Source organism: Plantibacter sp. CFBP 8798, from assembly GCF_014841195.1.
Taxonomy (GTDB): Bacteria; Actinomycetota; Actinomycetes; order Actinomycetales; family Microbacteriaceae; genus Plantibacter; species Plantibacter auratus.
Genome location: NZ_JACYTS010000004.1, coordinates 411,804 through 434,170, shown reverse-complemented (window position 1 = coordinate 434,170; position 22,367 = coordinate 411,804). Strand labels below are relative to the sequence as shown.

Below are 22,367 nucleotides of genomic sequence, written 5' to 3'. Positions count from 1 at the left end.
GTGACCGCGCTGCGCGAGCTGCTCCTGCAGGCGGGCGCGCGTCTCCAAGCCGCAGGCGTGCGTGACGAGGCCCTGGCGGAGGTCTACACACCCCGCGGACTCCCGCTCGTGAAGCGGGCACCCGCGCTGCGGCCGATCGGCCGGGCGTGGCGCCTCGGGGTCGTCCTGCTCTCGGCCGACGGTCGCCTCTTCACCGCCGCCGAATCCACTCGGGCCGTGGAGCCGAAGTGGTTCAACCACCGCTCCTCGGAGGTCGAGCACCGTCGGATCGCGCAGCAGGCGGCCCACCGCGGCCCGTTCGCCGAGGGCGACGTCGTGAACTTCGAGGTCGTCGAGCTCGCGCTGGACGAGGCGTCACTCCGGGAAGGTTCAGGCCCGCTGCGACTCGTCGACGACACGGTCATGCTCCGCTGGGCCGGGCACGACCTCGGGCTCACCCCGCTCGACGCCTACCTCGACGACCGCGTCGCGCTGCTCATCGGCGAATGACCCGTTCGTTCGCCCATCCTTGGTAGAGCGAACCGGGCGATCAGACCGCGGGGCCGAACCACTCCGTGTAGAGCCGCCAGAAGTTGCGGTTGCCGTAGGCACTGCAGGCGTCGCCAGTGCCCGAGACGTTCGCGAGGGCCGCGGCGTTCGGTTGGTACGGCGTGTAGAGGTAGAGGTTCGCCGTCGCCTGGTTGCGGATGTCGACCTGGGTACCGCCGCAGGCCGCGTCGGGGCTGTACTGGATGTAGACCGATCCCAGGTGATACGCCCGCTGATAGGACTCACCGGGCACGTTGAGCGGGTACAGCGTGTACTGCCGGAACTGCCATGCGGAACGGTAGACCTGGTTCTGGAACCCGAAGTAGTCCGCGTCGCAGCTCGCGCTGAAGTTCGGGCCGGTGTCGGGGCAGCCCCAACCCATGGCGCGCGCGTAGCCGTACTCGCTCGGCCCGGTGATGAGCGACTGCTCCTTCTGCATGAGGACGAGCAGCACCTTGGGGTTGATCCCGCACGCGTGGGCGACCTTCGCGACGATCCTCGCCGCCGACTCGTTCACGGCGCCGCGGTAGGCCTCGCAGTGCCCGGGCTCGGCCGCCGGGACGGACTCGGTGCTGGCACGGAAGTCCGCCAGGCACGGCACGCCGTCTTTCGGGGTACAGGGCTGGGAGGCGAAGAACGCCTGGACGTCCGCCTCGCTCATGGCGTTCGCGTCGTAGAAGTTCGCGTCGCTGATGATCTCGCCCGGGTCGAAGTCCGTGCCGCGGACCGTGGGCGGCGCCGGCTGGGCAGGCTTGCTGGGAGCCGGCGTCGCAGGCTTCGTCGGCTTCGGGGTCGCCGTCGAGGGCGTGGTCGGCGAGGGACTCGGGCTGGGCGTCGGCGTCGTCTGCGTCCGGCTCAGCTGCGAGCTCGCGGCGGCCGCGGTCGCCGGCGTGGTCGGCAGTGCGCCGAGCGCCACGAGCGCACCGATACCGAGCGCGGCGAGCAGCGAGGCCGCGGTCGATCGATGCGCACGGCGACGCCGCGCGGGCGAGGGGACCGACGGAGCACGCATGACGACCAGCCTAATCGGGACCGGTGACGTGCAGGGCTTGCGGCGGCCGACAACCGACGGATAGCCTGAGATCACTGTGAAGAACTGAGCGAATCGACGTCCCGCGCCTGCGGCAGATCATCACGAACGTGATGTGCCCGGCGGGAATCCATCGAGGTACGCCAGACGCTTCCAGGTCCGCCCAGGAGTTCGAGCCCAGCGCTCGCTCCTGACGTGTCGGATGACGACCGTACGCGGCGTGCCCCATCTCGAAAGGGGCCTCCATGCGAGCACCCATGACCCACGCAACACCAGTCCACCGTCGCGCCGCTTCGAGGTTCGGGCGATCCATCGACATCCAGCAGCTCCGCGCCGACGGCGTCACCCGCTCCTACGGCGACCGCGTCGTGTTGCGCGACGTCGACCTCGTCGTGTCGGCCGGGGATCGTCTCGGCCTGATCGGCGAGAACGGCGCGGGGAAGTCCACGCTGCTTCGCATCCTCGCCGGGATCGACGAGCCGGACGACGGCGAGGCCGTCCGCCCGGTGCGCACCGGCATCCTCATGCAGGAACTCGAGCTCCCGGAGGACACGACGGTCGGCGAGTTGCTGGAGCAGGCGCTCGGCGAGGTCCGGGCCGTCGAGCAGGAGCTCGAGACGTCGGCGGCGGCGCTCGGTGAGACGGGTTCCGCCGGTGACGGTTCCGCCGAGCAGCGGTACGCCGCCGCGCTCGATGCGGCGGAACGCGCCGACGTCTGGACGGCGGACGCCCGGTTGGACGCGGTCGTCGACGGCCTCGGCATCGCCGCGATCGAACGGTCGCGACGACTCGGTGAGGTGAGCGGGGGACAGCGATCCCGCTTCGCCCTCGCCGCGCTCCTCGTCGCGAGACCGACCGCACTGCTGCTCGACGAGCCGACCAACCATCTGGACGACGAGGCGGTCGCGTTCCTCCGCGGCCACCTGTCGGAGTGGCCGGGTCCGGTGCTCTTCGCGAGCCATGACCGCGCCTTCCTCGACGAGGTGGCGACGGGGCTCGTCGACATCGATCCGTCCCGCCCCGTCCCTGTCGGCGAGGCGTCACCCGTCGTGGAGTTCGGCGGGCCGTTCAGCGAGTACCTCGACTGGAAGGCAGCGGAACTCGATCGCTGGTCGGCGCGTCATGGAGAGGAGCAGGCCGAACTGCGCCGCCTCGCGTCCGCGGTGCACGACGTCGCCCCGCGGATCAACCACGATCGGGGCATCCGCGACAACAACCGCATGGCCTTCGGCATGCGCGGCGACCGCGTCGAGCAGCAGATCAGTCGGCGGGTGCGGAACGCGCAGCTCCGACTCGAGGTCCTCGAGCGCGAGCAGGTGCGGCGCCCGCCTCGCCAGCTCTCGTTCGCCGGGATCCCGAGCGGATCGACGGTCCTCGACGAGGGGGAGCAGCTGCTCGACCTCGCCGACGCCCGCGTGGACGGCCGGCTGCACCTCGAACGCCTGCAGCTGGCGCCCCGGTCGCGGGTGCTGGTCACCGGGGCGAACGGCTCGGGGAAGTCGACGCTCCTGGCGGTGCTCGCCGGGTCGCTGCACCTCGATGCGGGGACCGTCCTCCGACGGAAGGGGCTCCGCGTGGGGCTCCTCGAGCAGGACGTCGCGTTCCCGGATGCGGAGCGATCACCTCGGGAGGTCTACGACCGGGCGCTCGGCGAGGCCCGTGCAGCGCGCACCCCGCTCGCGGGTCTCGGGCTCCTGGGGCTTCGCGACCTCGACCGCCCGATCGGCCAGCTCTCCGTCGGGCAGCAGCGCCGTCTGGCCCTGGCGCTGATCATCGCGCGGCCTCCGCACCTGTTCCTCCTGGACGAGCCGACGAACCACCTGTCGCTCACGCTTGCGACGGAGCTCGAGGACGCCCTCGGCGACTACCCGGGCGCGGTCGTCATCGCGAGCCACGACCGATGGCTCCGTCGGCGCTGGAGCGGCGACACCCTGATGCTCGACCGCCGCTGACCGGGATCCCGGTCGGTTCTGCCTGGGCACCGAGCCGCGCTCGGTGCCCAGGTGGGAACCGCAGGTACCCGGAGCGCAAGGCGACCGTCGGCGGGGTCGCTCCGCGCTCACGTGCGCAGCATCACGGCCCGGCGATGCGCGTCTGCGCATCCGCGTGTTTCCGGCGCATGACGCCGGTGCCACCGTTCTGTAACGCTTCGGTCGCGAAGCCGGGATCGTCCGTCCGGCAGTCGTCGTATTGGGTAACGTAACCCCATACGCCCCGTGACCCGCGGGGCTGCATCTTGGAGGCTACCTTGGCAATCTCAACTCGGAAGGCCGCTGCGGGCGCAATCGCCGGCGTCGGTCTCATGGCACTGCTCGCCGGCTGCGCATCGGCTCCCAGCACCGGCGACGGCGACTCGACCGGTGCCGCATCCGACTTCCTCCCGTGCATGGTCTCCGACGCCGGTGGCTTCACCGACAAGTCGTTCAACCAGCTCGGCTACGAGGGTCTGACCGAGGCGGCGAAGGAGCTCGGCGTCGAGCCGATCACCGTCCAGTCCGACAAGGCCGACGACTACAAGCCGAACCTGCAGAGCCTGGCCGACCAGGGCTGCTCGCTCATCGTCAGCGTCGGCTTCGCCCTCTCCGCCGACACGGTCGACGCGGCACTCGCGAACCCGGACGTCGACTACGCGATCATCGACGACGCGGCCGACAACGACTTCGACGGCAAGGTCGACGCCCCGAACATCAAGCCGATCCTGTTCGACACCGTCCAGGCCGCGTTCCTCGCGGGCTACGCAGCGGCCGACTACTCGAAGACCGGCGTCGTCGGCACCTTCGGCGGCCAGCCCTTCCCGTCCGTCCAGATCTTCATGGACGGCTTCGCCGAGGGCGTCGCGTACTACAACGAGCAGAAGGGCAAGAGCGTCCAGGTCGTCGGTTGGGACGTCGCCGCTCAGACCGGTTCCTTCACCGGTGGCTTCGAGGCGAACGACACCGCCAAGCAGCTCGCCCGCACACTCATCGACCAGAACGCCGACGTGCTCCTTCCGGTCGGTGGCCCGATCTTCCTGAGCGCGATCGCCGAGATCCAGGAGACCGGTAAGGACATCGCCATGATCGGTGTCGACGCCGACCTGTACGAGACCAACTCCGAGAACAAGGGCCTGTTCCTGACCTCCATCCTCAAGGGCATGAAGGCCGGCGTCGCCGACACCGTGACCGAGGCCGGTGGCGGCAAGTTCGACGCAGCTGCGTACATCGGCACCCTCGAGAACGAGGGCGTCGGCCTCGCGCCGTTCCACGACTTCGAGTCCAAGGTCTCCCCGACCCTGGCCGACGAGCTCGACACGATCAAGGCTGGCATCATCGACGGTTCCATCAAGGCGACCTCGGTCTCCTCGCCCGTCAAGTAGTCCCTCTTCACCCGGGCCCTCGCCCGGGACTCCGGGGGGAGGTCGCGATCCGCGACCTCCCCCCGCTTTGTTCGCGGCACGGCCGGACGGCGATCCCGACCGCCTGTGCCGACATCCGACACGTGACTAGATTGGGACCCATGAAGCTCGAGCTCCGCGGCATCACCAAACGGTTCGGTGCACTCACCGCCAACGACCACATCGACCTCACCGTCGAACCGGGGGAGATCCTCTGTCTCCTCGGCGAGAACGGTGCCGGCAAATCCACCCTCATGAACGTCCTCTACGGCCTCTATCAGGCCGACGAGGGCGAGATCCTCCTGGACGACGTCGTCCAGCACTTCCAGGGCCCTGGCGACGCCATGGGCGCCGGCATCGGCATGGTGCACCAGCACTTCATGCTCATCCCCGTCTTCACCGTCGCCGAGAACGTCATGCTCGGCCACGAGCAGACCAAGGGCGGTGGCCGCCTCGACGTCGCAGCGGCCCGCAAGCTCGTCATCGACATCTCCGAGCGGTTCGGCTTCAGCCTCGACCCGGACGCCATCGTCGGCGACCTCCCGGTCGGAGTGCAGCAGCGCGTCGAGATCGTCAAGGCGCTCTCCCGCAACGCCAACGTCCTCGTCTTCGACGAGCCCACCGCCGTGCTCACCCCACAGGAGACGGACGAGCTCATGGCGATCATGAAGCAGCTGAAGGACGAGGGCACGTCCATCGTCTTCATCACCCACAAGTTGCGTGAGGTCCGCGAAGTCGCCGACCGCATCACCGTCATCCGACTCGGCAAGGTCGTCGGCGAGGCCTCGCCCACCGCGACGAACGCCGAGCTGGCGTCCCTCATGGTCGGGCGTCCCGTCGAACTCACGGTCCACAAGGAGGCGCCGAACCTCGGCGACACCACCTTCACCGTGCACGACCTGTCCGTCGTCGACCACCTCGGCCAGCTCGTCGTCAACGGCGTCAGCTTCGAGGTGCGCGAGGGCGAGGTGCTCGCCATCGCCGGCGTCCAGGGGAACGGGCAGACCGAGCTCACCGAGGCGATCCTCGGGCTGCAGCCGCACACCAAGGGCAGCATCAAGCTCGACGGTGTCGAACTCGTCGGGTCCACCCCGCGCAAGGTGCTCGACGCCGGCGTCGGCTTCGTGCCGGAGGACCGATCCGAGGACGGGCTCGTCAAACAGTTCACCATCGCCGAGAACCTCATGCTGGACCGATCGACGGGTGCACCCTTCGTGAAGGGCGGCAACGTCCAGCGCGGATTCCGCGACGAGTTCGCACGCGAAAAGTCGCAGGAGTTCGACGTCCGGTCGCAGGGCATCGAGTCGCCGGCCGGCTCCCTGTCGGGCGGCAACCAGCAGAAGGTCGTCCTCGCCCGTGAGCTCAGCCGTGAGCTGCGGCTGTTCGTCGCCGCACAGCCGACCCGCGGGATCGACGTCGGCTCGATCGAGTTCGTGCACAAGCGCATCGTCGCCACGCGCGACGCCGGCATCCCCGTCATCGTCGTGTCGACCGAGCTCGACGAGGTCGTCGCGCTCGCCGACCGCATCGCCGTCATGTACCGCGGCGGCATCGTCGGGATCGTCCCGGCATCGACCCCCAGAGAGGTCCTCGGCCTCATGATGGCCGGCGAACTCCCGGCAGGAGCAGCAGCATGAGCGAGACGTCCCACACCCCGCCCGGAACGGTCCAGCCGGTGGCACCGGGCGAGGCGAAGCCCGACACGACCCAGCCGCGCTCGAACAAGGTGCTCGCCGAGATCCTCAACTCGAGCATCGTCATCTCGATCCTCGCCGTCGTCCTGGCGATGGTCGTCGGTGCGATCCTCATCGCGCTGACCGATCCGAAGGTCCACACCGCCGCCGGGTACTTCTTCGCGCGCCCGGGCGACACGATCGCGGCGGTCTGGCAGTCGGCGACCGGTGCGTACGGCGCGCTCTTCCAGGGGTCGATCTACAACTTCAAGCGCCCCGACTTCCTGAACGGCATCCGCCCGCTGACGGAGACGCTGACCTTCGCGACCCCGCTGATCCTCGCCGGACTCGGTGTCGGCCTGGCGTTCCGGGTCGGCATGTTCAACATCGGTGGGCGCGGTCAGATGCTCATCGCCGCCGCCTGCGCCGGATGGGTCGGCTTCACGCTCGACCTCCCGCCCGTGGTGCACCTGCTCGTCGCGATCGCCGCTGGCATCATCGGTGGCGCGTTCTGGGGCGGCATCGTCGGCGTCCTGAAGGCCCGCACCGGCGCGCACGAGGTGATCATCACGATCATGCTCAACTACGTCGCGTTCTACCTCATCACCTTCATGCTCTCCACGCAGGGGCTGCTGCAGGCTCCCGGGTCGAACGTGCCGAAGAGCGCGGCGATGGCGGAGAACGCCGTCCTGCCCAAGCTCCTCGGTGACCGCTACAACCTGCACGCCGGCTTCCTGATCGCGATCCTCGCGGTCGTGTTCGTGTGGTGGTTGTTCAGCCGGTCCTCGATCGGGTTCCGCTTCCGGGCGGTCGGTGAGAACCCGAACGCAGCGCGCGTCGCGGGTATCGACGTGAAGAACACCTACGTGTACGCCATGCTGCTCTCCGGTGGACTGATCGGTCTCGCCGGCGTCTCGCAGGTGCTCGGAACGGTGACCTCCGGGTTCGACAACGGCATCGACGCCGGCATCGGCTTCGACGCCATCACCGTCGCGCTCCTCGGACGTAGCCGGCCGGGCGGCATCCTCATCGCCGGCATCCTGTTCGGTGCGCTCAAGGCCGGTGGGTACTCCATGCAGGCCACCCAGGGCGTCAACGTGCCGATCGACATCGTGCTCGTCCTCCAGGCACTCATCGTGCTGTTCATCGCGGCTCCGCCGCTCGTGCGGGCGATCTTCTTCCTGCCGAAGCCCGACGGTTCGACGCGCCGAACGCGTCGCTCCGCCAAGAAGGAGGTGTCCGCATGAGTGGATTCACGCTCGACAAGCAGACGCCGCAGCCGGCTCCCGACGCCCCGATCGTCCTCGAGACGGTCGTCGTCCGGAGCTGGAAGGCCCCGATCGCGTTCGGGATCTTCACCGTCATCGCGTTCCTGTTGTTCGTCATCTGGCACCGCGACGGCAACAGCACGTTCCGGCTCTCCAGCGACGGCGACGTCATCCAGCTGCCGACGGTCGTGCTCCCGTCCACGGTCACCGGCATCGTCGTCACGATCCTCCTGGCCGCCATCACGGCACTGAGCGCGTACCTCGTCACGACGGGCAAGAAGGTCCCGCTCTGGCTCATCACCGTGTTCGGTGTGCTGTTCATGGTCGGGTTCCTGTCGTGGGCTGCCGCGGGCAAGGCGATCCCGATCACCGGGCTCCTGCTCGGCACGGTCGCCCTGAGCGTCCCGCTCATCTTCGGCGCGCTCGGCGGCGTCATCTCCGAGCGGGTCGGCGTCGTGAACATCGCGATCGAGGGCCAGCTGCTCGCCGGCGCGTTCTCGTCCGCCTTCGTCGCCTCGGTGACGGGGAACGCCTTCCTCGGGCTCGTCGCGGCGATGATCGCCGGCACGCTCGTGAGCTTCCTGCTCGCGGCGTTCTCGATCAAATACCTCGTCGACCAGGTCATCGTCGGTGTGGTGCTCAACGTCCTCGTCGTCGGACTCACGAGCTTCCTGTACTCGCAGGTGCTCACGAAGAACGAGGCGCTCTTCAACAGCCCGCCGAAGTTCCCCCGGATCAACATCCCGATCCTCAGCGAGATCCCGCTCATCGGGCCTGTGCTGTTCCGCCAGACGATCATCATCTACCTGATGTACATCGCCGTGGCCGTGGTCTTCTTCTGCCTGTTCTACACGCGCTGGGGCCTCCGCCTCCGCGCCGTGGGTGAGCACCCGCAGGCGGCCGACACCGTCGGCATCAACGTGAACCGGACGCGGTTCTGGAACGTCGCGCTCGCGGGCGCGATCGTCGGCCTCGGTGGGGCGTACTTCACCCTCGGCTCGGTCGGTGCGTTTAACAAGGAGATGACGGCGGGTGCCGGCTACATCGCGCTCGCAGCGGTCATCTTCGGACGCTGGGACCCGCTCAAGGCGACGCTCGCCGCGCTGCTGTTCGGCTTCACGCAGAACCTGCAGTTCGCGTTGAGTGCCATCGGCTCCCCCGTGCCGAGCGCGTTCATGCTCATGCTGCCGTACGTGGTGACGATCTTCGCAGTCGCCGGACTCGTCGGCATCTCCCGCGGACCGGCAGCCGCCGGCAAGCCCTACGTGAAGGGCTGACCGTGAGCGACACGACGACCACGCCACACGTCGACTGGGAGGCGCTGCACACCGCGGCCCGGGAGGCGATGGGTCACGCCTACGTGCCCTACAGCCGGTTCCCGGTCGGCGCGGCTGCCCTCGTCGACGACGGCCGGATCATCTCCGGCTGCAACGTCGAGAACGCCAGCTACGGCCTGACACTGTGCGCGGAGTGCGCGCTCGTCTCCGCCCTCCACATGTCGGGCGGAGGACGCCTCGTGGCGTTCGCCTGCGTCGACGGCAAGGGCGAACGCCTCATGCCGTGCGGCCGATGCCGACAGCTGCTGTACGAGCACTCGACGGCGGGCATGCTGCTCGACACCGTCTCCGGCATCCGCACCATCGACGAGGTCCTGCCGGACGCCTTCGGACCACGTCAACTCGAGGAGTACCACGCATGAGTTCCGTAGAAGCATTCGACGTCGTCGACCTCATCCGCACGAAGCGCGACCGCGGAGAGCTGTCGACGCCGCAGATCGACTGGCTGATCGACGCCTTCACCCGCGGCTACGTCGCCGACGAGCAGATGTCGGCGCTGGCGATGGCGATCCTGCTGAACGGCATGGAGCGGCGCGAGATCCGCGACCTCACGATGGCGATGATCGCGAGTGGCGAGCGGATGAGTTTCGCGTCGCTCGACAAGCCGACCTCTGATAAGCACTCGACCGGCGGCGTCGGCGACAAGATCACCCTGCCGCTCGCCCCGCTCGTCGCCGTCTTCGGCGTCGCGGTGCCGCAGCTGTCGGGCCGCGGGCTCGGGCACACGGGTGGGACGCTCGACAAGCTCGAGAGCATCCCCGGCTGGCGTGCGGCGTTGACGAACGACGAGATGATGGCGCAGCTGGCGGATGTCGGCGCGGTCATCTGCGCCGCCGGCTCCGGTCTCGCCCCGGCCGACAAGCGTCTGTACGCCCTGCGCGACACGACGGGCACGGTCGAGGCGATCCCGCTCATCGCGTCGAGCATCATGTCGAAGAAGATCGCCGAAGGCACCGGGGCGCTCGTCCTCGACGTCAAGTTCGGCTCCGGCGCCTTCATGCAGGACTACGAGCGCGCCGAGGAACTGGCGCGCACGATGGTCGCGCTCGGGACGGACGCCGGTGTGGCGACGACAGCACTGTTGACGGACATGAACGTCCCGCTCGGCCTCGCGATCGGCAACGCGAACGAGGTCCGCGAGTCCGTCGAGGTCCTCGCGGGTGGTGGTCCGGCGGACGTCGTCGAGCTGACGCTCGCCCTGGCGCGGGAGATGCTGACGCTCGCCGGGCAGCCGGACGCTGACGTCGAGGGCGCCCTCGCGGACGGTCGGGCCATGGACGTCTGGAAGCGCATGATCCGCGCACAGGACGGCGACCCGGACGCACCGCTGCCGGTCGCCAAGGAGACCCACGTCGTCACGGCGTCGCGCGACGGCGTGCTGGCGACGCAGGAGGCACTGCCGTTCGGCATCGCGGCCTGGCGCCTCGGTGCCGGTCGGGCCAGGCAGCAGGACCCGGTCATCCACGCGGCGGGCATCGACCTGCACGCGAAGCCGGGCGACGAGGTCCGGGCCGGACAGCCGCTCTTCACGCTGAGTGCCGACGATGCGGCACGCTTCCCGCGGGCGCTCGAGGCCCTCGACGGCGCCTACACGATCGAGGACACCGCGCCCCCGCGCGGCCCCATCGTCCGGGCCCGCATCGAGGCCTGAGCCCGTTGAGATGAGGCAACTCGTCGTCCATCGCCGTTCCGGACGACGAGTTGCCTCACCCGAGTACGCGACCTGTGGAGAACGACGGGGGAACCTCCTGCCGGCGGCACGATCGAGGGATGACCTTCCGATCCTCGATCCCGATCATGGCCGGGCCGAAGCCCGCTCAGTCGGCAGTGCGCGCCGGGTTCACTCCCCGCCAGCTCCGGAACCCCGCGCTTGGTGCTCCCTTCCACGGGATCCGAACGCCGCCGGGCTACCCGACTGACCTGTACCACCAAGCGGTCGCATACCTGAGTGTTCTCCCGATCGGAGGAGCCTTCAGCCATCAGACGGCCGCTGCTCTGCACGGCATGCCGACGCCCAGGTCGACGAGCCCGGACGTCCCGCTGCATGTCATGTCCCCTGCTGGCGTCCGGGCGCGAGAGGGGCGCGGCGTGGTGGGACATCGCGGCACCCTCGGTCCGGGAGACGTCGTCGATCTCGACGGACTCCCGGTCACCAGTGTCGAGCGGACCTGGTGCGACCTCGCGACGGTGGTGCCGCTCCCGGCCTTGATCGCCGCCGGCGACGCCCTGCTCTGGTTCCTGGATCCTCGGACGTCGCTCGATCGGCTCCGTCAGGCCGTCGAGGAGTATCCGTCGCGTCGTGGCGTCGTCGCCCTTCGGTCGGCGATCCCGCGGTTGCATGACCGCTGCCAGTCGCCGAAGGAGACCGAGCTCCGGTTGATCCTCGAGGCGTCGGCGCTCCCGAAGGCGGAGCGCAACGCCGAGATCGTCCTCCACGGCTCCGGGCGAGTGGTCCGGGGCGATGTGGTGTTCCGTGACCAGCGTCTGGTCCTCGAGTACGAGGGAGACCATCACCGGACCGACCGGTCGCAATGGCGGAAGGACATCGCGCGCACGGAGGACTTGGCACATGAGGGATGGACGGTGATGCGCTTGACCGCCGACGACCTCCGCCGACCGTCGATGCTCGCGGAGCGCATCCGGGTGCGCCTCGGCGGCCCCGGCTGAGTTGAGGCGGTTGGTCGTTGAGGGCGATGGGGAGTGACGAAGTGCCTCACCTCGACGGAGGGCTGAGCGGTACAGTGAACCCCGTGACCTCTGCAGACGAATCCCCCCTCTCCGGCGTCGACCTCCGCGCGCTCCCGAAGATCTCGCTCCACGACCACCTCGACGGTGGTGTGCGGCCCGCCACGATCATCGAGCTGGGCGAAGCGAACGGTGTCGACGTCCCTGTGTCGGACCCCGACGGCCTGGCCGACTGGTTCTACACGCAGTGCAACGCCGGCTCGCTCGTCGAGTACCTGAAGACCTTCGACCTCAGCACCGCGGTCATGCAGACCGAGGAGGGGCTCGTCCGCATCGCGCGCGAGTTCGTCCAGGACCTCGCTGCGGACGGCGTCATCTACGGCGAGGTGCGCTGGGCTCCCGAACAGCACCTCACCCGGGGTCTCAGCCTCGACGCGGTCGTCGAGGCCGTCCAGGAGGGCATCGAGCTCGGCATCAAGGACGCGGCCCACTCCGGCTCCGACATCCAGATCGGCCAGCTCGTCACGGCCATGCGGCATGCCGACCGCGCGCTCGAGATCGCTGAGCTCGCCGTGCGCCATCGTGAGCGCGGCGTGGTCGGGTTCGACATCGCCGGCGCCGAGGCGGGCTTCCCCGCCAGCAAGCACCGGCTGGCGTTCGACTACCTCGCGGCCGAGCTGTTCCCGGTCACCGTCCACGCGGGGGAGGCCGACGGCATCGAGTCGATCCGGAGCGCCATGCTCGACGGCCGTGCGCTGCGACTCGGCCACGGTGTCCGCATCGCGGAGGACATCTTCATCGAGCGCGACGACGCCGAGTCCCTCTACGCCACGCTCGGTCCCGTCGCGGAGTGGGTCCGCGACCGCAAGATCCCGTTGGAGCTCAGCCCGCAGTCGAACCTGCAGACCGGAGCCATCGCGGCCTGGGGCGAGGAGCTCGAGGACCACCCGTTCGACCTCCTCTACCAGCTCGACTTCGCCGTCACGGTGAACGTCGACAACCGCACGATGAGCGACACGAGCCTGACGAAGGAGCTCGCGCTCCTCTCCGAGGCGTTCGACTACGACCTCACCGACCTGGAGACCTTCCAGCTGAACGCCGCCGCCGCGACGTTCCAGCCGCTGGAGATCCGTGAGGCTCTGGCGGACCGCATCAGCGAGGCGTTCGACGAGTTCCTCGACGACGACGAGGACTGACGATGCCGGCAGGTGCTGTTCCGGCGACCGCCTGGGCGGCACCTGCGCGGCAGGCTTCCAGCCTCGGAGCGTTACGATGGTTCCGATCCATTCGGGTCGACCGATCCTCTGATTGAAGCGATGCCACTCCCAGAACTGTCCGAAGCAAGCGTCGCGCTCCACGTCGAAGCCGACGACTGGCGCGAGGCGATCCGCGTAGCCGGAGCGCTGCTGTCCGACACCCATGCGACGGACGCCGCATACACCCAGCGGATGATCGACGTCGTCGAGGAGTTCGGCGCATATGTCGTGATCGCGCCGGGCCTGGCGCTCGCGCACGCCCGACCGGGTGCCGACGTCCACGACGACGCCCTCGTCGTCGTGACCCTGGCTGCTCCGGTGCGGTTCGGACACCCCCACAACGACCCCGTCTCGGTGGTCCTCGGCCTCGCCGTTACCACCGCCGAGTCGCACGTGGGCTGGGTGGCGGAGATCGCCAATGTCTTCAACGACGAGACCGCCATCCCGCGGCTCGCAGCGGCCACGACGCTCGACGAGGTGCGCGCCGTGTTCGGTGCGTCCCCCCTGAGCATCGGAGACCAGGCATGAAGATCGTCGCCGTCTGCGGTTCGGGGGTCGGCTCCTCCGCGATCCTCAAGCTCAACGCCGAACGCGCGCTCGAACGCCTCGACCTCGAGGCCGATGTCGTCGCCGGTGACATCGAGAGCCTCGGCACGACCGCGGCCGACGCCCAGGTGATCCTGACCTCGCCGGAGCTCGTCGAGCGCATCGGCAAGACCTTCGCCGACATCGTCGTCATCGACAACTACTTCGACCTCGCCGAACTCACCGAGAAGCTCGAACGCGCCATCGGCTGACCGGTGCGGCCCGATCTCCGGGCCGCACACCGCCAGGCCGCTCAGCCCGTCGAGGGGCTAGGAGACGAGCGCCGTGAGATCCGTCCGCAGCGCGGCGAGCCGCGCGGTGACCGTCGCCGCCCGCTCGGCGGCGTCGCCGTCGGCGGACTGGACGTCGACGTACACCTTGAGCTTCGGCTCGGTGCCGCTCGGCCGGATCATGACCCGGGTGCCGTCGTCGAGCCAGACGCGCAGGACGTCGCTCGGCGGGAGCGCCTCGAAGCCGTCGGCGAGGTCGTCGATCCGGGTCACCTGAGCTCCCGCGAGCTCCGTCGGCGGGAGCGCCCGCAGCCCGGACATGACCTCGCCGATGCGGCTGAGCTCCGCGTAGCGGATGGAGATCTGGTCGCTGCCGAAGGAACCGAAGGTGTCCGCGAACCGGTCGAGGAGCCCCGCGACGCTCTCGCCCGCCTGCGCCGACGCCGTCGCGAGACCGAGGAACGCGACGGCGGCCGAGATGCCGTCCTTGTCGCGCACGGTCCCGGGGTTCACGAGGTAGCCGAGGGCCTCCTCGAAGCCGAAGAGCATGCCCGGCGTCCGGGAGATCCACTTGAACCCGGTGAGCGTCTCCCGGAACTCGAGGCCGTGCGCCTCGGCGACGATGCGCAGGGCGGGGGAGGAGACGATCGAGCACGCGAGCGTGCCCTCGGGTGCCGCGTCGCCGTCGAGTGCGGCACTGGCGGCCTGGGCGGCCCGCCAGCCGAGGAGGAGACCGACCTCGTTGCCGGTGAGTCGACGGAACCCCGACGGCGCCGCGTCGTCGGGGACCGCGATCGCCAGGCGGTCGGCATCGGGGTCGTTGGCGATGATGAGGTCGGCACCGACTGCTCGCGCCGTCGCGAAGGACAGGTCGAGTGCGCCCGGCTCCTCCGGGTTCGGGAAGCTGACGGTCCGGAAGGTGGGATCGGGATCGATCTGCTCGGTGACGAGTTCCGGTGCCGGGTACCCGGCGGTCTCGAGGACGCGTCGGGTCGTCTCCCAACCCACGCCGTGCATGGCCGTGTAGACGACGCGCAGCTGGCCGCCCGCCGGGGCGGGTGCGACCGCCGCGGTCTCGGCGACATAGGCGTCGACGACGTCCTCGCCCGCGATCTCGAACCCGTCGCTGCGCGGGAGGTCCTGGACGAGCGCCGTCTCGGCGATGCGCTCGATGTGGGCCGCGATGGCCGCGTCGGCGGGGGAGACGATCTGGGACCCGTGGTGCTCACCGCCCAGGTACACCTTGTAGCCGTTGTCGGCGGGCGGATTGTGACTCGCGGTCACCATGACTCCGGCGGAGGCGTCGAAGAACCGCACGGCGAACGCGAGGACGGGCGTCGGCAGGAGCCGTGGGAGCAGGATGGCGCGGACACCGGCACCGGCCATCAGCTCGGCGGTGTCGCTGGCGAACACGGCGGAGTTCTTCCGGCCGTCGTATCCGATGACGACGCTCGGCGTCACCCCTTCCGGCGCCTGCTCGATCAGGTAGGCGGCGAGCCCGGCCGCGGCCTGCGACACGAGGACCCGGTTCATCCGGTTGGAGCCGGCCTCGATGCGACCGCGGAGCCCGGCAGTGCCGAATTGCAGTCGGGTGTCGAAGCGGTCGTGCAGCTCGGCGACGGCCACGTCGTCGGACACCCGGGCGCGTTCGACGAGGCCTGCCAGTTCGGCCCGGGTCTCGTCGTCGGGATCCTGGGCGAGCCAGGCCTCGGCGGTCGCGAGCAGGCTCGTCGCCTCGCTCACAGGGCCGCGACGATCTGCGCTAGGAGCTTGCTGATCACCGGCTCGGCCGCCTGGCCGGCTTCGATGACCTCGGCGTGGCTGAGCGGCGTCTGCTGGATGCCGGCGGCGAGGTTCGTGATGAGCGACATCCCGAGGACCTCCATGCCGGCCTGACGTGCGGCGATCGCCTCGAGCGCGGTCGACATGCCGACGATGTGGCCGCCGATCGCCTTCGCCATTTGGACTTCGGCCGGGGTCTCGTAGTGCGGTCCGCGGAACTGCGTGTAGACGCCTTCGTCGAGCTCCGGAGCGACGCTGTGCGCGATGTCCCGCAGCCGCTTGGCGTAGAGGTCGGTGAGGTCGATGAACGTCGCGCCCTCGAGCGGCGAGTCGGCCGTGAGGTTGATGTGGTCGCTGATCAGTACCGGTGTGCCGGGCGTCCAGTGGTCCTTGATGCCGCCTGCGCCGTTCGTCAGCACCATGATGCCCGCGCCGGCCGCAGCGGCCGTCCGCACGCTGTGCACGACACGCCGGACACCGTGGTTCTCGTAGTAGTGCGTCCTGGCGCCGATGACGAGCGCACGCTTCCCGCTCGGGAGCAGGACCGAGCGCAGGGTGCCCACGTGGCCCTCGAGCGCCGGCTTCGAGAAGCCGACGATCTCGGAGGCCGGGATCGTCGCCGTCGTCTCGCCGATCAGGTCGGCCGCCTTGCCCCAGCCGCTGCCGAGGGTGAGTGCGATGTCGTGGCGTTCCACGCCGGTCTTCTCAGCGATCTGGCCGGCGGCTTCGCGGGCGATCTCGAAGGGATCGACATCGGACAGATCGAGTGGGTTCGCAGAGGTTTCGGACATCCTCTCACTCTAGACAGGGGCGGGGCCGCCGCCCAACCGTGCCGACCCCGCTCATCCGCGCACGATGCCCACCGCCGCAGGCCCGAACGGGTTTGGTCCCGCCCCTGGTGGCGCGCGAGAATGGACGCATGGCCTACGAGTTCGAACGCAAGCAGCGAGTGGCGATCATCGGAGGCGGACCCGGCGGGTACGAGGCGGCCCTCGCCGGGGCACAGCTCGGGGCCGACGTCACGCTCGTGGAGCGCACGGGCGTCGGCGGCGCGGCGGTCATCACCGACGTCGTCCCGTCCAAGAGCCTCATCGCCACGGCCGACGCGGTCGGGGCCATCGGCGAGGCGGCCGACCTCGGCGTCCAGTTCTTCGTCCGCTCGGAGACCACCGGGAAGCCCAGCCGTCCCGAGGTCGCCGTGAACCTCGCCGCCGTCAACAAGCGACTGCTCGGATTGGCCCGCCAGCAGTCCGAGGACATGCGGGCGAGTCTCATCCGTGCCGGTGTCCGCATCGTCAACGGTCAGGGGCGGCTCGACGGACCGAACGAGGTCATCGTCTCGACCGACCTGTCCGGCGGCACCGACTTCGACCGCATCGAGGCTGACACCGTCGTCGTCTCCGTCGGCGCGAGCCCGCGCCAGTTGCCCTCCGCGCTGCCGGACGGCGAGCGCATCCTCACCTGGACGCAGCTCTACAACCTCACCTCCGTCCCCGAGCACCTCATCGTCGTCGGCTCGGGCGTCACCGGCGCCGAGTTCGCCTCCGCCTACACGGCGCTCGGCTCCAAGGTCACGCTCATCTCGAGCCGCGACCAGGTGCTGCCCGGTGAGGACGCCGATGCGGCGGCGGTCATCGAGAACGTCTTCAAGCGCAACGGCATGACGGTCCTGTCGAAGTCGCGGGCCGACTCCGTCACCAGAACCGAGACCGGCGTCGTCGCCACGCTCTCCGACGGTCGCACGGTCGAGGGTTCGCACTGCCTCATGGCGGTCGGTTCGGTGCCCAACACCGCCGGGATCGGTCTCGAGGAGGCCGGCGTGCAGCTGACCGATTCCGGTCACATCCGCGTGAACCGAGTGGCGCGCACGAGTGTCCCCAACATCTACGCCGCCGGTGACTGCACGACCTTCCTGCCGCTCGCGTCCGTCGCGTCGATGCAGGGTCGCACCTCGATGCTGCACGCGATGGGCGACGCGGTGAACCCGACCGAGATCCGCAACGTCGCCGCGAACATCTTCACGCAGCCCGAGATCGCGACCGTCGGCTGGACCCAGAAGCAGATCGAGGACGGCATCGCCCAGGGTGAGATCTATAAGCTGCCCCTCGCCCAGAACCCGCGCGCCAAGATGATGGGCATCAAGGACGGTTTCGTCAAGCTGTTCGCGCGGACCGGCAGCGGGACGGTCATCGGCGGGGTCATCGTCGCCCCGAAGGCCAGCGAGCTCATCTTCCCGCTCGCCCTCGCGGTCGAGCAACGGCTGAACGTCGACCAGGTGGCACGTGCCTTCACGGTCTACCCGTCACTCACCGGGTCGATCACCGACGCTGCGCGCGCCATGCACATCGTCGAATAGGCGTCGTCCTCGTCGAACCGCCGCTGAGACGCCGGAGTTCACCGATCGCGGTTCGCGAGCACGATGCGTGCGACGGCGACCCGCGAGCGCACGCCCCAGGCCTGGAAAACGGCGCTCAGATGCTTCTCCACGGTCTTGCGGGAGATGCCGAGGGCCGTCGCGATCTCGTCGTTCGACAGGCCGTCCGCGACGAGTTCGGTGAGGTCCCGCTGTCGGGGCGTCAGCGGCGCGGTCGGGACGGGGACGGCAGTCAACGGCAGTGTGGCCGGGAGCCGTGAGGGGAGCTGGCGGCGGGACACGATCCCGAACGCGGCGAGCACTCGGGTGACGTGCGCGTCGACCGTGCGCGAGGAGAGCTGGAGAACGGACGCGATCTCCGCCGTCGAGTTGCCCTCTGCGGAGAGCAGGGCGACCTCGCGTTCACGCGGTGACAGTCCGTCCCAACCGGATCCGGCGACCGGCGCGAGACGTCGGCCGATCGCCTTCAGCTCCCGGGCGGCGGAGCGGGTCGCGGCGGTGTGCCCGCCGAGGACCGCCTGCTCGGCGAGCGCGGCCAGCTCACGGACGGCCTGCGTCCGGTCGGACATGGCGATGAGGGCACGCGTCGCGAGGATCTCGCCGATCCCGGCTTCCAGCATGCGGCCGTCGACCAACGCGCGGGTGGTCGCCGTGCGCGCGAGCGCCAGCGCCTCGGCGGGTCGCCCACGGAGGAGTTCGAGCTTGCACTGCATCCGGAGGATGGCCGGCCCGGGGACCCTGCGGTCGACGTCGGCGGCGATGAAGCCGATGAGGCGTTCCGATTCGACGATGTCGCGGTCGAGGAAGGCGCTCGAGACGAGCAGCTCGATCGCGAGGGCGCGGTCCTGGACGGACAGGCCGCTGAAGTCGTTCCCCGAGGCGCTCCGCGCGAGGGCTGCGGCTCCGTGGTCGTCCGCGAGGGCGGCGAGACCGTAGCCGACGAGGAGGTAACACGTCGTCTGGAAGGCGCCCGTGGGCTCGGGGATGGCCTGACGGACGCGGCGTGCGAGCGTCCTGGTCGCCCCCTGCTCGGCACGGTTCCCTGCGACGAGGCACTGCACGGCCTCCGCGTACAGTGCGGTCGGTCCGCTCCCGGCCCGCTCGAACATCGCGAGCGCGGCGGCCTCTGCCTCGGCGACGCGTCCCTCGTTGAGCAGGAGGCGGGCGAGGACCCCGTCGACGAGTGTCCGGTACAAACGGCCCGGGGTGGCGGCGATGTCGTCGGCGAACGCGTCGGCGAAGCGCCGGGCGGCGTGGATCAGGACGTTGACGACGGCACCCTCGACCAGCAGATACCCGACGAGCCAGGCCAGGGTCGGTTCGAGGTCGCCGCCGTCGTCGACGAGGGCGTCCGCCTCCGCGAAGCACCCCTCCAGCTCCGAGCCGGACGAGCGGTCCGATCCGAGGGCCAGCCCGGCTGCCCCGAGCGCGAGCAGGCGTGTCGTCCGGTCGGAGTCCGTCGAGGCGGCGAGCGCGTCCACCGCGTCCCGGCGACAACCCGCGAAGTCGGCGGTGGTGAACCGGGCGTAGGACAGGAGGGCGAGGACGCGGGGATCGGACGCCGCGTGCGGCTCTGCCTCGAGCAGCGCGATCGCACCGGCGGCGTCGAAGTCCGCCACACGATCCAACGCATCTTCGAGGAGGTCGGCTGCTGACACCTGTTCAGCGTATCGTCGCCGGGTCCGATGCGACGCCCGAAGGCGCCGGTCGGGTCAGCTGATGGTGAGGAGCTGGTGACCCGAGGAGACCGTGGCACCGACCGTCGCGTCGATCGCGCCGACCGTGCCGTCCTTGTGCGCCGTGATGGGCTGTTCCATCTTCATCGCCTCGAGGACGACGACGAGGTCGCCCTTCACGACGACATCGCCCTCGGCGACCGCGAGCTTCACGATGGTCGCCTGCATGGGCGCCGAGACCGAATCACCCGTCGCACCAGAGACCACCGCTGCACCACCGCGGCGGTGTGGGGCGGGAGCGGCGACCGGTGCACCGACGTTCAGCCCCAGCTGTCCGCCCGGAAGGCTGACCTCGAGCCGCTTGCCGCCGACCTCGACGACCACCGTCGAGCGGGCAGCGGGTGCCTGCTGTGCATCGATGGATCCGTCCCAGGGTTCGATGTCGTTGACGAACTCCGTCTCGATCCATCGGGTGTAGACACCGAAGGTACCGTCCTCCGCGGTGAACGCGGGGTCGCGGACGATCTTGCGGTGGAAGGGGATGACGGTGGGGAGGCCGGCGACCTCGAATTCGTCGAGCGCGCGACGACTGCGCTCGAGCGCCTCCTCGCGCGTGCGTCCCGTGACGATGATCTTGCCGAGGAGCGAGTCGAACGCCCCCGAGATCGTGTCGCCGGCCGTGACGCCGGAGTCGAGCCGGACACCGGGGCCACCGAAGGTCTTGAAGACGTGGATCGGGCCCGGCTGCGGGAGGAATCCGCGGCCCGGGTCCTCGCCGTTGATGCGGAACTCGAAGGAGTGGCCGCTCGGCTGCGGGTCGTCGTAGTCGAGGACGCCGCCCTCGGCGAGACGGAACTGCTCACGGACGAGGTCGATGCCGGTGATCTCCTCGGAGACCGGGTGCTCGACCTGCAGGCGGGTGTTGACCTCGAGGAAGGAGACGGTGCCGTCCTTGCCGATGAGGAACTCGCAGGTGCCGGCACCGAGGTAGCCGACCTCCTTGAGGATCGCCTTCGACGCGCGGTAGAGCTCCGTCACCTGGTCGTCGGTGAGGAAGGGTGCCGGTGCCTCTTCGACGAGCTTCTGGTGGCGACGCTGCAGCGAGCAGTCGCGGGTGGAGACGACGACCACGTTGCCGTGCGCATCGGCGAGGCACTGTGTCTCGACATGGCGCGGCTGGTCGAGGTACTTCTCGACGAAGCACTCGCCCCGTCCGAACGCTGCGATGGCCTCGCGGGTGGCGGACTCGAAGAGCTCGGCGACCTCCTCGCGCTCACGGGCGACCTTGAGGCCGCGACCGCCGCCGCCGAAGGCAGCCTTGATGGCGACGGGCAGGCCGTGGATGTCGACGAAGTCGAGCACCTCCTCGGCACCCGAGACGGGGTTGAGCGTGCCGGGGGCGAGCGGAGCGCCCACCTTCTCGGCCACGTGGCGGGCCGAGACCTTGTCGCCGAGCCGCTCGATGGCCTCGGGCGACGGTCCGATCCAGATCAGCCCGGCGGCCATGACGGCACGCGCGAAGTCAGCGTTCTCGGCGAGGAAGCCGTAGCCCGGGTGGACGGCGTCGGCGCCGGACCGTCGGGCGATGGACAGGAGCTTGTCGATGACGAGGTACGTCTCCGCGCTCGTCGTCCCGTCGAGGGCGTAGGCCTCGTCAGCGAGACGGGCGTGCATGGCGTCGCGATCCTGGTCGGCGTAGACGGCGACGGAGGCGATCCCGCTGTCCTTCGCGGCTCGGATGACGCGGACGGCGATCTCGCCACGGTTGGCGATGAGGACCTTGGTTATACGTGGCACAGTCCACGAGCCTACCGGGAGGCCCGGGTGAGCCTTTGGCTCACACGCACAAAAAAGTCGCAGGAACGACGTGTCGCCTCTACAAGGGCTGAGGTGTCAGAGGGCGCCGCGCCGGTTGCGGAGCTCGTGCCAGTCGTGTCCCAGCGTGCGGACGAGACGCCGCAGGGTCGGGAGTGAGAGGCCGACGACGGTCGACGGATCGCCCTCGATGCGGGTGATGAAGGCGGCACCCAGACTGTCGATCGTGAACGCCCCCGCCACCGCCAGGGGCTCGCCCGATGCGATGTAGGCGTCGATCTCGGCGTCGTCGAGGTCGTCGGCGAAGGACACCTCGGCGCTCGCGACCGCACCGATCCCGACCGGCGAGGCACCGGTGCAGTCGATGAGCCAGTGACCGGAGTACAGGGTCCCCGTCCGGCCGCGCTGGGCGTGCCAGCGTTCGCGGGCGCGCTCGGGGGTGTGGGGCTTGCCGTGGACGACGCCGTCGAGGACGAACACCGAGTCGCCGCCGAGGATGAGGTCGGCCGCGTCGCCACGTTCGCGCACGACGGCCAGAGCGGCCTCCGCCTTCGCGCGGGCGAGGAGGGCCACGACCTCGTCCGGGGCGAGGGGGGCACCCGCGGCGCGGGTCGCATCGTCGACGGCCTGTTCCTCGTCGACCGACGACGGGACGACGATCGGCTCGATGCCACTCGACCGCAGCAGGGCGAGTCTGGCCGGTGACGTGGAGGCGAGCGTGAGGCGCATGACGGTTCCTTCTGCAGTGGACGGTG

At 69.8% G+C, this 22,367-nt stretch carries 19 protein-coding genes; 13 read left to right on the top strand and 6 right to left on the bottom strand.

Features of this window, described 5'->3' with window-relative positions; genetic code table 11:
• Entirely contained in the window at positions 1 to 489 is a 489-nt protein-coding gene (locus tag IFU30_RS19595) for a hypothetical protein (RefSeq protein WP_079707335.1), read from the top strand.
• Between the two features lie 40 nt (positions 490 to 529).
• Here the strand turns inward: IFU30_RS19595 and IFU30_RS19590 are convergent, their stop codons facing one another.
• A complete protein-coding gene (locus IFU30_RS19590) occupies positions 530 to 1,540 on the bottom strand; it encodes a hypothetical protein (protein ID WP_192006831.1) in 1,011 nt (336 codons plus the stop codon).
• Positions 1,541 to 1,815: 275 nt separating this feature from the next.
• On the opposite strand from IFU30_RS19590, the gene IFU30_RS19585 reads away from it, so the two are divergent.
• From IFU30_RS19585 to IFU30_RS19535, 11 genes are all read left to right on the top strand, one after another.
• Positions 1,816 to 3,510, top strand: a complete 1,695-nt coding sequence (locus tag IFU30_RS19585) for an ABC-F family ATP-binding cassette domain-containing protein (RefSeq protein WP_192006830.1) — start codon at positions 1,816 to 1,818, stop codon at positions 3,508 to 3,510.
• Between the two features lie 296 nt (positions 3,511 to 3,806).
• Positions 3,807 to 4,913 carry a BMP family lipoprotein gene (locus IFU30_RS19580; protein WP_124769713.1) on the top strand — a complete coding sequence of 369 codons (1,107 nt, stop codon included), beginning with the start codon at positions 3,807 to 3,809 and terminating at the stop codon, positions 4,911 to 4,913.
• Positions 4,914 to 5,053: 140 nt separating this feature from the next.
• Positions 5,054 to 6,568: an ABC transporter ATP-binding protein gene (locus IFU30_RS19575; protein ID WP_192006829.1), complete on the top strand. Its 1,515-nt coding sequence runs from the start codon at positions 5,054 to 5,056 to the stop codon at positions 6,566 to 6,568.
• Complete coding sequence (locus tag IFU30_RS19570; protein ID WP_137243428.1) at positions 6,565 to 7,851, top strand: ABC transporter permease; 1,287 nt, start codon at positions 6,565 to 6,567, stop codon at positions 7,849 to 7,851. Before IFU30_RS19575 ends, IFU30_RS19570 begins: the two co-directional genes overlap by 4 nt.
• A complete protein-coding gene (locus IFU30_RS19565; protein WP_079707330.1) occupies positions 7,848 to 9,149 on the top strand; it encodes an ABC transporter permease in 1,302 nt (433 codons plus the stop codon). The genes IFU30_RS19570 and IFU30_RS19565 overlap by 4 nt, the downstream gene beginning before the upstream one ends.
• Before the next feature lie 2 nt (positions 9,150 to 9,151).
• Positions 9,152 to 9,571 carry a cytidine deaminase gene (locus IFU30_RS19560; protein WP_191941486.1) on the top strand — a complete coding sequence of 140 codons (420 nt, stop codon included), beginning with the start codon at positions 9,152 to 9,154 and terminating at the stop codon, positions 9,569 to 9,571.
• A complete protein-coding gene (locus IFU30_RS19555) occupies positions 9,568 to 10,860 on the top strand; it encodes a thymidine phosphorylase (protein WP_079707328.1) in 1,293 nt (430 codons plus the stop codon). Before IFU30_RS19560 ends, IFU30_RS19555 begins: the two co-directional genes overlap by 4 nt.
• 437 nt (positions 10,861 to 11,297) lie before the next feature.
• A complete protein-coding gene (locus tag IFU30_RS19550; RefSeq protein ID WP_192006828.1) occupies positions 11,298 to 11,876 on the top strand; it encodes a DUF559 domain-containing protein in 579 nt (192 codons plus the stop codon).
• 26 nt (positions 11,877 to 11,902) lie between these two features.
• Positions 11,903 to 13,090, top strand: a complete 1,188-nt coding sequence (locus IFU30_RS19545) for an adenosine deaminase (protein ID WP_124769708.1) — start codon at positions 11,903 to 11,905, stop codon at positions 13,088 to 13,090.
• A gap of 120 nt (positions 13,091 to 13,210) precedes the next feature.
• The gene (locus IFU30_RS19540; protein ID WP_192006827.1) at positions 13,211 to 13,678 is read left to right on the top strand and encodes a PTS sugar transporter subunit IIA; all 468 of its coding nucleotides are present in this window, start codon (positions 13,211 to 13,213) and stop codon (positions 13,676 to 13,678) included.
• Complete coding sequence (locus IFU30_RS19535) at positions 13,675 to 13,947, top strand: PTS sugar transporter subunit IIB (RefSeq protein ID WP_064294838.1); 273 nt, start codon at positions 13,675 to 13,677, stop codon at positions 13,945 to 13,947. Before IFU30_RS19540 ends, IFU30_RS19535 begins: the two co-directional genes overlap by 4 nt.
• Before the next feature lie 57 nt (positions 13,948 to 14,004).
• On the opposite strand, the gene IFU30_RS19530 is transcribed toward IFU30_RS19535, so the two are convergent.
• Together IFU30_RS19530 and IFU30_RS19525 are read right to left on the bottom strand one after the other, a co-directional pair.
• Positions 14,005 to 15,708 carry a phospho-sugar mutase gene (locus IFU30_RS19530; protein WP_192006826.1) on the bottom strand — a complete coding sequence of 568 codons (1,704 nt, stop codon included), beginning with the start codon at positions 15,706 to 15,708 and terminating at the stop codon, positions 14,005 to 14,007.
• Positions 15,705 to 16,538, bottom strand: a complete 834-nt coding sequence (locus IFU30_RS19525; RefSeq protein ID WP_079707324.1) for a purine-nucleoside phosphorylase — start codon at positions 16,536 to 16,538, stop codon at positions 15,705 to 15,707. Before IFU30_RS19525 ends, IFU30_RS19530 begins: the two co-directional genes overlap by 4 nt.
• A 128-nt stretch (positions 16,539 to 16,666) precedes the next feature.
• Between IFU30_RS19525 and IFU30_RS19520 the strand changes: the two genes are divergently transcribed.
• Positions 16,667 to 18,103 (top strand): NAD(P)H-quinone dehydrogenase, encoded by a 1,437-nt coding sequence (locus tag IFU30_RS19520; protein WP_079707323.1) that lies wholly within the window; start codon positions 16,667 to 16,669, stop codon positions 18,101 to 18,103.
• Between the two features lie 38 nt (positions 18,104 to 18,141).
• Here the strand turns inward: IFU30_RS19520 and IFU30_RS20990 are convergent, their stop codons facing one another.
• From IFU30_RS20990 to IFU30_RS19505, 3 genes are all read right to left on the bottom strand, one after another.
• Entirely contained in the window at positions 18,142 to 19,779 is a 1,638-nt protein-coding gene (locus tag IFU30_RS20990; protein ID WP_192006825.1) for a LuxR C-terminal-related transcriptional regulator, read from the bottom strand.
• A 54-nt stretch (positions 19,780 to 19,833) separates the two neighbouring features.
• Positions 19,834 to 21,594, bottom strand: coding sequence for an ATP-binding protein (locus IFU30_RS19510; RefSeq protein ID WP_079707321.1), 1,761 nt, complete (start codon positions 21,592 to 21,594; stop codon positions 19,834 to 19,836).
• 96 nt (positions 21,595 to 21,690) lie between these two features.
• Positions 21,691 to 22,341 (bottom strand): Maf family protein, encoded by a 651-nt coding sequence (locus IFU30_RS19505; protein ID WP_079002868.1) that lies wholly within the window; start codon positions 22,339 to 22,341, stop codon positions 21,691 to 21,693.
• Between the last annotated feature and the right edge of the window lie 26 nt (positions 22,342 to 22,367).

Excerpts from the sequence above, each read along its gene's own strand:
- IFU30_RS19590 (WP_192006831.1), bottom strand. The coding sequence starts at position 1,540 with ATGCGTGCTCCGTCGGTCCCCTCGCCCGCGCGGCGTCGCCGTGCGCAT.
- IFU30_RS19585 (WP_192006830.1), top strand. The coding sequence starts at position 1,816 with ATGACCCACGCAACACCAGTCCACCGTCGCGCCGCTTCGAGGTTCGGG.
- IFU30_RS19575 (WP_192006829.1), top strand. The coding sequence starts at position 5,054 with ATGAAGCTCGAGCTCCGCGGCATCACCAAACGGTTCGGTGCACTCACC.
- IFU30_RS19570 (WP_137243428.1), top strand. The coding sequence starts at position 6,565 with ATGAGCGAGACGTCCCACACCCCGCCCGGAACGGTCCAGCCGGTGGCA.
- IFU30_RS19565 (WP_079707330.1), top strand. The coding sequence starts at position 7,848 with ATGAGTGGATTCACGCTCGACAAGCAGACGCCGCAGCCGGCTCCCGAC.
- IFU30_RS19555 (WP_079707328.1), top strand. The coding sequence starts at position 9,568 with ATGAGTTCCGTAGAAGCATTCGACGTCGTCGACCTCATCCGCACGAAG.
- IFU30_RS19545 (WP_124769708.1), top strand. The coding sequence starts at position 11,903 with ATGGGGAGTGACGAAGTGCCTCACCTCGACGGAGGGCTGAGCGGTACA.
- IFU30_RS19540 (WP_192006827.1), top strand. The coding sequence starts at position 13,211 with ATGCCACTCCCAGAACTGTCCGAAGCAAGCGTCGCGCTCCACGTCGAA.
- IFU30_RS19535 (WP_064294838.1), top strand. The coding sequence starts at position 13,675 with ATGAAGATCGTCGCCGTCTGCGGTTCGGGGGTCGGCTCCTCCGCGATC.
- IFU30_RS19525 (WP_079707324.1), bottom strand. The coding sequence starts at position 16,538 with ATGTCCGAAACCTCTGCGAACCCACTCGATCTGTCCGATGTCGATCCC.
- IFU30_RS19520 (WP_079707323.1), top strand. The coding sequence starts at position 16,667 with ATGGCCTACGAGTTCGAACGCAAGCAGCGAGTGGCGATCATCGGAGGC.
- IFU30_RS19505 (WP_079002868.1), bottom strand. The coding sequence starts at position 22,341 with ATGCGCCTCACGCTCGCCTCCACGTCACCGGCCAGACTCGCCCTGCTG.